Below are 7610 nucleotides of genomic sequence, written 5' to 3' on the forward strand. Positions count from 1 at the left end.
AATGCGCCTCGCGTCGCTACGGATCCGCCGCCGTTCACCCGTTTCTAACGAATGCAGACGAGTTTCCGCCTCGAGAGAACGAGGGCGCGATGGGCGCAACAGGAGACGGGCCGAATGGACCTCGCCGCGGGCAGCGCGATTCGCCGCAAGGTGGCCGGCAACCGGGTCGGCCGCGCGCCGATTCCGGGGATCGAGGAGATCGGCGAAAACTTCGCCACGCTGCTCGACGAACGGCTGCGCGGACTGATGCGGACCTTGACCTCCGCCATCGTCATCGACTGCGAAGTGCGGAAGCTGTCGGCGGTGCTGGAGGAGATCCCGGTGCCGGCGATGATCGCGGTCATCGGCGTCCGCGGGTCTCAGAACTCGGCGCTGATGAACATGGGCATGGATCTGCTGTTCCATGTCGTCGACCTGCGCATGGGCGGCGACCCGGAGGCCGCGCCGGGGCCGATCGCGCGTTCGGTCACCCCGATCGACTGCGCGCTTTGCGAAGAATTCATCCGGCTGGTGCTGGAGGCGTTCGAGGCGGCGATCCGTATCCATCTCGGGCCGGGCATCCGTTCGGCGATGAAGCTCGATCACTTCGAGCAGCACGTCACCATGGTCCGCATCGCGCCGGAGCATTCGGACGTGTTGGTCCTGAAGCTGAGCCTCGACATGGGCGAGGCGGCGCGCAGCGGCGAGTTCGACTTCGTGCTGCCGCTGTCGGTGCTCGACTCCTACCGCGCCTCGGCGCCGGGAACCTCGCATGGCGTCGCCACGGGCGCGCGGGCGCGGTCCGACATCTGGTCGCGGCACATGGCCAAGTCGGCGAACGACGCGCCGGTGCGGCTGCGCGCGATCCTGCATCGCCAGAAGCTGAGCGTGGCGGAGCTTCAGGACCTCGAGGTCGGGGCGTTGCTGCCGCTGCCGCGAGAAGCCCGGGAATCGGCGGAACTGGTGATCGAGGGCCCCTCGGGCGGAGCGTTCGCGGTGGGCCGCATCGGCGCGGTCGACGGGAGCAAGGCGGTGAAACTGTCGGAAGCGCCCGATCGGACGCTGCTGGCCGACCTCAAGCGGATGCTGGCGGCCAAGGATGCCAAGGGATGAGCCGCGCGGGCGCGCGGCCGGACTTCGGGCCTTCGGCCCGAGGACGTGACTGGAGCCGGGGAAGGAGCGGGCGATGAGCAACAGCAACGACGCGGAGACGACGCCGGAGGGCGAGCCGGTCGAGGTCGCGGAGGCGACGGAGGATCCCGGTTTGGCGGAGGCCGGGACGCTCGCGGCCGCCGAGGCGGGCGAAACGGACGCGGCCGTCGCGGAGGCCGTCGCCGAGCCCCCGTCCGTGGCGGCGCTCGCCGCTTCCGACGTCGCGGCCGGCCCCTTCAAGCTGCACCGCCGCGCGCGGCTGGAGGAGACCGAGGCGCTGCTCGCCTGGCTGCTCGCCGCGCCCGCCGCCGCCCCGATGGAATTCGACGCCTCCGAAGTCGACAACGTCTCGACCCCCTATGTCCTGGCCATCGTCGGCGCGGCGCGCGCCCGGGCCGAGGCGGGAAGCCCGGCCGCCGTGCGCAGCCCCTCCCCGGCCTTCGTGGACGCTTTCTCGGACCTCGGCCTGTTCGGGGACCTCATGAAGATGGAGATCCGCCCATGAGCCGTATTCTCGCCGTGGATGACACGCGGTCGCTGCTCCAGATGCTGAAGGCCTGCCTCGAGCGCGGGGGGCACGAGGTGTTCACCGCCAAGGACGGGGTGGAGGCGTTGGAGAAGCTGCGCGAACACCAGCCCGATCTGGTGATCACCGACCTCAACATGCCGCGCATGAACGGTCTGGAATTCATCGCCGCCGCGCGGGGCGAGCCCTCGGGCCGGGCCCTGCCGATCCTGCTGCTGACCACCGAGACCGCGCAGGAGCTCAAGGACCGCGCGCGGGAGGTGAAGGCCACCGGGTGGCTGACCAAGCCCTTCGATCCCGACCAGATTCTGGGCCTTGTGGCCCGGCTCGCCTGACGCTTCCGCAATCGAAGGACGGACATCGCAGATGGACGACGAAAACGAAGACTATCTCGCCCTGTTCTTCACGGAATGCGGAGAGCTGCTGTCCGACCTGCAGGAGCAGCTCGACCGGCTGATGGACGGGGAACGCGATCCGGAACTGGTCAATGCCGCGTTCCGCGCGGTTCATTCGGTCAAGGGCGGCGCCGCGGCGTTCGGCTTCGACCATCTCATCGGCTTCGCCCATGTGTTCGAGACGGTGATGGACGGGCTGCGCTCGGGGCGTCTGGCGCTGGGCCCGGACATCGTCAACCTGCTGATGCGGGCGGGCGACGTCATGGAATCGCTGATCGAGCAGGCCCGCGACGGCGGCGATGTCGACGCCGGTCATGTCGCGCGCGTGCGCCAGGAGCTGGAGGAGCAGATCGGCCGATCCTCGGCCGACGAGGCGCCTGACCTCGCGCCCCCGGCGCCGCCGAAAGCCGCGCCGGCGGCGGCGCCGGTCGTCGTCGAAGCCGAGCCGGGCGAGCCCCGGGAAGTGTTCGTCACGCTGATCCCGAGCGAGGATTTCATCCATGGCGGCCATGATCCGCTTCGGGTGATCCGGGCGGCGCGCGAGCTCGACCTCGTGGCGGCCGAGCCGGTGGGCGACCTGCCGCCTCTGGCGGACCTGACGCCCGAGGGCTGTCCGATCGGCTGGCGCATGCGCTTCGAAACCGATCGCCCGCCCTCGGCCTTCATCGACTTCTTCTCGGTCTACGACCATATCGCGAAGGTGTTGATCGAGGACGCCGACTGGGCCGAACCTGCGCCGGCCGGCGCGGCTTTCGAAGTCATCCCGGCCGCCCGTCCCGCCCCTGCGGCGCCCGACAAGCCGGCGGCCGCGGAAGCCGCGGCGCCCGAAGCCGGCGGCGGCGCGGCCGCCGCCGGCAAGGACCGGCCCGCCGCCTCCAAGACGCTTCGGGTGGAGCTGCCGCGCATCGACCGGCTGGTGAACCTGGTCGGCGAGATCGTCATCACCCAGGCGGTGCTGGCGCAGAAGCTGTCCGAATCCGACGCGGCCACCGCGCTGGAGGTCGGCCATTCGGTCGAGGCGATGTCACGACAGACCCGGGAGCTTCAGGAAAGCGTGATGGCGATCCGCGCGCAGCCGGTGAAGGCGGTGTTCTCCCGCATGCCCCGCGTGGTCCGCGACCTGGCCGAGAAGCTGGGCAAGGAGGCGCGGCTGGTCCTGGCCGGCGAGCATACCGAGGTCGACACCACGGTGATCGAGGAACTGGCCGAACCGCTGACCCACATGCTGCGCAACTCCATGGACCATGGTCTGGAGCTGCCGGACGAGCGGGTTTCGGTCGGCAAGCCGCGGACCGGCACCATCAAGCTGATGGCTGAACATCGCGGCGAGCGGGTGATCATCATCCTCGAGGACGACGGCCGCGGCATCAACCGCGAACGGGTGGTGGAGAAGGCCATCGAAAACGGCCTGATCGGCGCCGAGGACAACCTGCCGGCGGAGGAGATCGACCAGCTGATCTTCCATCCCGGCTTCTCCACCGCGAAGGAGATCAGCTCGGTCTCCGGCCGCGGCGTCGGCATGGACGTGGTGAAGAAGAAGATCCAGGCGCTGGGCGGACGCATCCATCTGCGCTCGGATCCCGGCAAGGGCACGCGCTTCCAGATCACCCTGCCGCTGACGCTGGCCGTGCTCGACGGCATGACCATCTGCGTGGGCGACGAACGTTTCATCCTGCCGCTCAGCTCGGTGGTCGAGGCGCTGCGCATCGACGGCGAGCGGGTCGAGGTGCTGCCCGACCGCTCCCAGGTCCTCGCCCGCCGTGGCCAGTATCTGCGCCTGATCTCGCTGCGCAACGCGCTGGGCATCGATCTCGGCGACAAGCGCGAGGAGATGGCGATCGTGGTCGACACCGAGACCAACGGCCATGTCGCCCTGCTGGTCGACGAGCTGATCGGCCAGCGTCAGGTCGTGCTGAAGAGCCTCGAGGCCAACTTCAAGCGGGTCGACGGCGTATCGGGCGCCACGATCCTGGGTGACGGGCGGGTCGCTCTGATCCTCGACATCCCGTCCCTCGTTTCCATGGGCGGCTCCGCGCTCGCCCCGATGCAGGAGATGTTCCATTGACCGAAGCCGCGATCCAGACCGAACCGACGCCTGCGGGCGTCCTTCCCGGCGACCAAGAGCCTGCAGGGGCGGCGCGCTACAAACAGTACGTGACCTTCCTGGTGGGCGACCGCGCCTACGGCGTCGACATCGTGCTGGTGCGCGAGATCAAGCAGTGGACCCCGACCACGGCCCTGCCCAATCAGCCGCACTACATGCGCGGCGTGCTGAACCTGCGCGGCACCATCGTGCCGGTGCACGACCTGCGCGCCCGCTTCGGCGGCAACCTGACCGAAGCGACCGAGACCCATGTGGTCGTCATCGTGTGGATCGGGGAGCAGACCGTCGGGGTGCTGGTCGACGCGGTCTCGGACATCATCACCGTCAGCTCCGACGATATCCGGCCGGTGCCGCCTTCGGAGGCCGATCTCGACCAGTCGGCCATCGGCGGGCTGGTGAACGCGGAATCGGGCATGGTGGCGCTGCTCGAACTCAAGGTGCTTTTCGGCGGGGTGGCGATGGGCGTCGCCTGACCGCGCGCCTCGCCTTCCCCGCCCCCCAACCGGTCCCGGCACGGCCGCGCCCTCATGGCGCGCCCGAATCGCTGCGACGAACGGAGACGAGCATGAACAAACCCTCTCCTGCCTTCGCCCGGACCCGCGGTCTCGGCATCGGGCCGCGGCTGACCCTGGCGGCCGGCGGCGTGGCGCTGCTGACCGGTCTGGCGGTGGGTGCGGCGAGCTACATGCTCGAGGCCGCCGCCTTGCGACATGACGCGGAAGCCCGGCTCGACGGCCTGAACCGGGGCGCGCGCGCGCAGATCGAGGTCCTGCTCGACGACGTCGGCAAGGACATGCGGCTGCTCGACGGGGCGGCGCTCGGCACCGACGACTTCCTCGAATTCAGCAGCAGCTGGGACGCGGCGACGATCCCCGCGCTCTACATCGACAAGAATCCGCATCCGCTGGGCAAGCGCCAGGATCTGGTCGACGCCGGCGACGGGTCGGACTGGTCGGAGGCCCATGCACGCCACCACGCCACCTATCGTTCGTTCCAGGAGCAACGGGGATATTACGACCTGTTCCTGATCAACCCCGAGGGCGACATCGTCTACACGGTGGCCAAGGAGGCGGATTTCGGCGCCAATCTGAAGACCGGCCCCTATGCCGACTCAGGCCTCGCGGAGGTGTTTCGCAAGGCCGCCGCGCTCCCGCAGGGCCAGGTGGTCTTCGCGGATTACCAAAGCTATGCGCCTTCGTCCGGGGCTCCGGCGGCCTTCGCCGCCGCGCCGATGTTCGACGCCGCGGGCGGGCGCATCGGCGTGCTGGCGGTGCAGCTCGGAGCGGACCGGCTGGTCGCGATCCTCGACAACGTCGCGAAGGGCGCCGGGGTGGAGGCCTTCCTGATCGGATCCGACGGGATCCTGCGCAGCGAGCTCGCCTCCACCCCCGGCGACGACGTGCTGAGCACCCGCTACGAGCCGCCCGCGGCCGCGCCGGGAGAGGCGGTCGCCCGGGGGGCGGGCGTCGACGGCGCGCCAGCCTACATCGCCGTGCAGCGCATCCAGCGCCCCGGCCTCGACTGGCGGCTGATCGCCCAGGAGAAGACCTCGATCATCGCCGCGCGGCTTCGCGAGGCGGCCTTCGCCATGCTGACCGCGCTGCTGCCGGCGCTGGCGCTGGCCGGGGCGCTGGGATGGCTGGTGGCGCGCAGCTTCGCGCGGCCGGTGCGCCGCATGTCCGAAGCGGTCGGCGAGCTGCTCTCCGGCGTCCGCGAGGACGTGCCGGGCGTCGAACGGGGCGACGAGCTGGGCGACCTCGCCCGGTCGCTCAATCAGATCCACGAGAAATCGTTGCAGTCCAAGCGCATCGCCACCGCGCTGACCGCGTCGCCGGATATGGTGATGATCATCGACAGCGACATGCGGGTGGTGTTCGTCAACAAGGCGATGGAGGACGGCTTCCGTCCGCTGGCGAGCGAGATCGCCGGCAGCCAGGCGGGCCTGGTCGGCCTGCCGACCACGGCCTTCCACCGCGATCCCAAGGTGTTCCTCGACCCCGATCGTCGCGGTGCGCCGCTGATCGAGATCGGCGACAAGCAGTTCGGACTGTCGGTCACCGAAATGCGCGACGATCACGGCGCCGTCATCGGCCGGGCGGTGACCTGGCGCGACCGCTCGACGCCGATGCAATCGGAGTCGGAGGTCAACGCGGTGCTGGACGCCACGGTCAACGGGGACTTCTCGCAGCGGCTCGACGGCTCGGCGGGCGACCGGTTCACGCAGCACGTGTCCAAGTCGATCAACCGCATGGGCGAAGTCGCCGGCGGCTTCTTCGCCGATCTGGAGAAGATGGTCGACGCGCTCGCCACCGGCAAGCTGTCGTTCCGGATGACCGAGACCCATTCCGGCCGTTTCGGTCAGGCGGCGGGCAATCTCAACCGCGCCGTGACCCGGCTGGCGGAGACCATCGCCGATATCGACAAGGCGGCCCACGGCATGAGCGGCGGCGCCGACGCGATCTCGGAAGAGGCCGGGCAGCTCTCGGCCCGGACCGAATCCCAAGCCTCGTCGCTGGAGGAGACCGCTGCGACGATGGAGCAGATGGCGGCCAACGTGAAGACCACCGCCGAGAACGCGCTGAGCGCGGAGAGCCTGGCCCGCGACGCGGCCAAACGCGCCCAGTCGGGTCGCACGGTGATGTCCGACGCGGTGTCGGCGATGTCGCGGATCGAGGAGAGCTCCACCAAGATCTCCGACATCATCTCGGTGATCGACGCGATCGCGTTCCAGACCAACCTTCTGGCGCTGAACGCGGCGGTGGAGGCGGCGCGCGCCGGGGAGGCGGGCAAGGGCTTCGCGGTGGTGGCGGCCGAGGTGCGCACGCTGGCGCAGCGATCGAGCCAGGCGGCCAAGGACATCTCGGGTCTGATCCAGACCTCGTCCGGCCATGTGGTCGAGGGCGTGCGGCTGGTGCAGGGCACCGGCAAGGCGCTGGAGGACATCGCCGATGGCATCGCCAAGACTGCGACGACCATCGAGGATATTTCGGCGGCGGTGCGGGAGCAGAGCGCGGGCGTGCAGGAGACCAGCCAGGCGGTCAGCCATATGGACGAGGCGACGCAGCGCAACTCGGCGATGGCCGAGCAGAGCGCGGCGGCGGCGCGCCGGCTGCAGAACGAGGCGCGCTGGCTGATCGAACGGGTGGCCTTCTTCGACACCGGGCTGAACCCGGCGAGCCGCAAGACGCCGTCCGCGGCGACGGCGAAACCCTCCGCCCCGGCGGCGCAGGGCGCAGCCAAGCCCATCGCGAAACCCGAGGCTAGGCTTGGTTCGGCCGTGGCCCGGCCGGCCGCCCGACCCGTCCCGGCGGCCCGGCCCGCTTCCGCCGCGCGCCCCGCCCCGACCGCTCGCCCTGCGTCGACCGCGCCCAAGGCCCCGCCTGCGACGACCGCGGCCCCGGTTTCGGCCCCGCGCAGCGCCGCGGCGTCCAAACCGCAACCTGAGGCGCGCGCC

Annotated in this window: 6 protein-coding genes; all 6 read left to right on the forward strand. The window is 70.3% G+C overall.

The window, feature by feature from the left end; all coding sequences use genetic code 11:
* Window positions 1-114: 114 nt before the first annotated feature.
* Window positions 115-1092, forward strand: a complete 978-nt coding sequence (locus tag ACTB72_RS08950) for a FliM/FliN family flagellar motor switch protein (RefSeq protein ID WP_463036643.1) — start codon at window positions 115-117, stop codon at window positions 1090-1092.
* 73 nt (window positions 1093-1165) lie between these two features.
* Window positions 1166-1636, forward strand: coding sequence for a hypothetical protein (locus ACTB72_RS08955; protein ID WP_463036644.1), 471 nt, complete (start codon window positions 1166-1168; stop codon window positions 1634-1636).
* On the forward strand, window positions 1633-1992 hold the full coding sequence (locus ACTB72_RS08960) for a response regulator (RefSeq protein WP_463036645.1): 360 nt from the start codon (window positions 1633-1635) through the stop codon (window positions 1990-1992). The genes ACTB72_RS08955 and ACTB72_RS08960 overlap by 4 nt, the downstream gene beginning before the upstream one ends.
* Before the next feature lie 31 nt (window positions 1993-2023).
* Window positions 2024-4117: a chemotaxis protein CheA gene (locus ACTB72_RS08965; protein ID WP_463036646.1), complete on the forward strand. Its 2094-nt coding sequence runs from the start codon at window positions 2024-2026 to the stop codon at window positions 4115-4117.
* On the forward strand, window positions 4114-4629 hold the full coding sequence (locus ACTB72_RS08970) for a chemotaxis protein CheW (protein ID WP_463036647.1): 516 nt from the start codon (window positions 4114-4116) through the stop codon (window positions 4627-4629). Before ACTB72_RS08965 ends, ACTB72_RS08970 begins: the two co-directional genes overlap by 4 nt.
* Before the next feature lie 92 nt (window positions 4630-4721).
* On the forward strand, window positions 4722-7610 hold a 2889-nt coding region (locus ACTB72_RS08975; RefSeq protein WP_463036648.1), incomplete at its 3' end, for a methyl-accepting chemotaxis protein.

It is taken from the genome of Albimonas sp., from assembly GCF_055129145.1.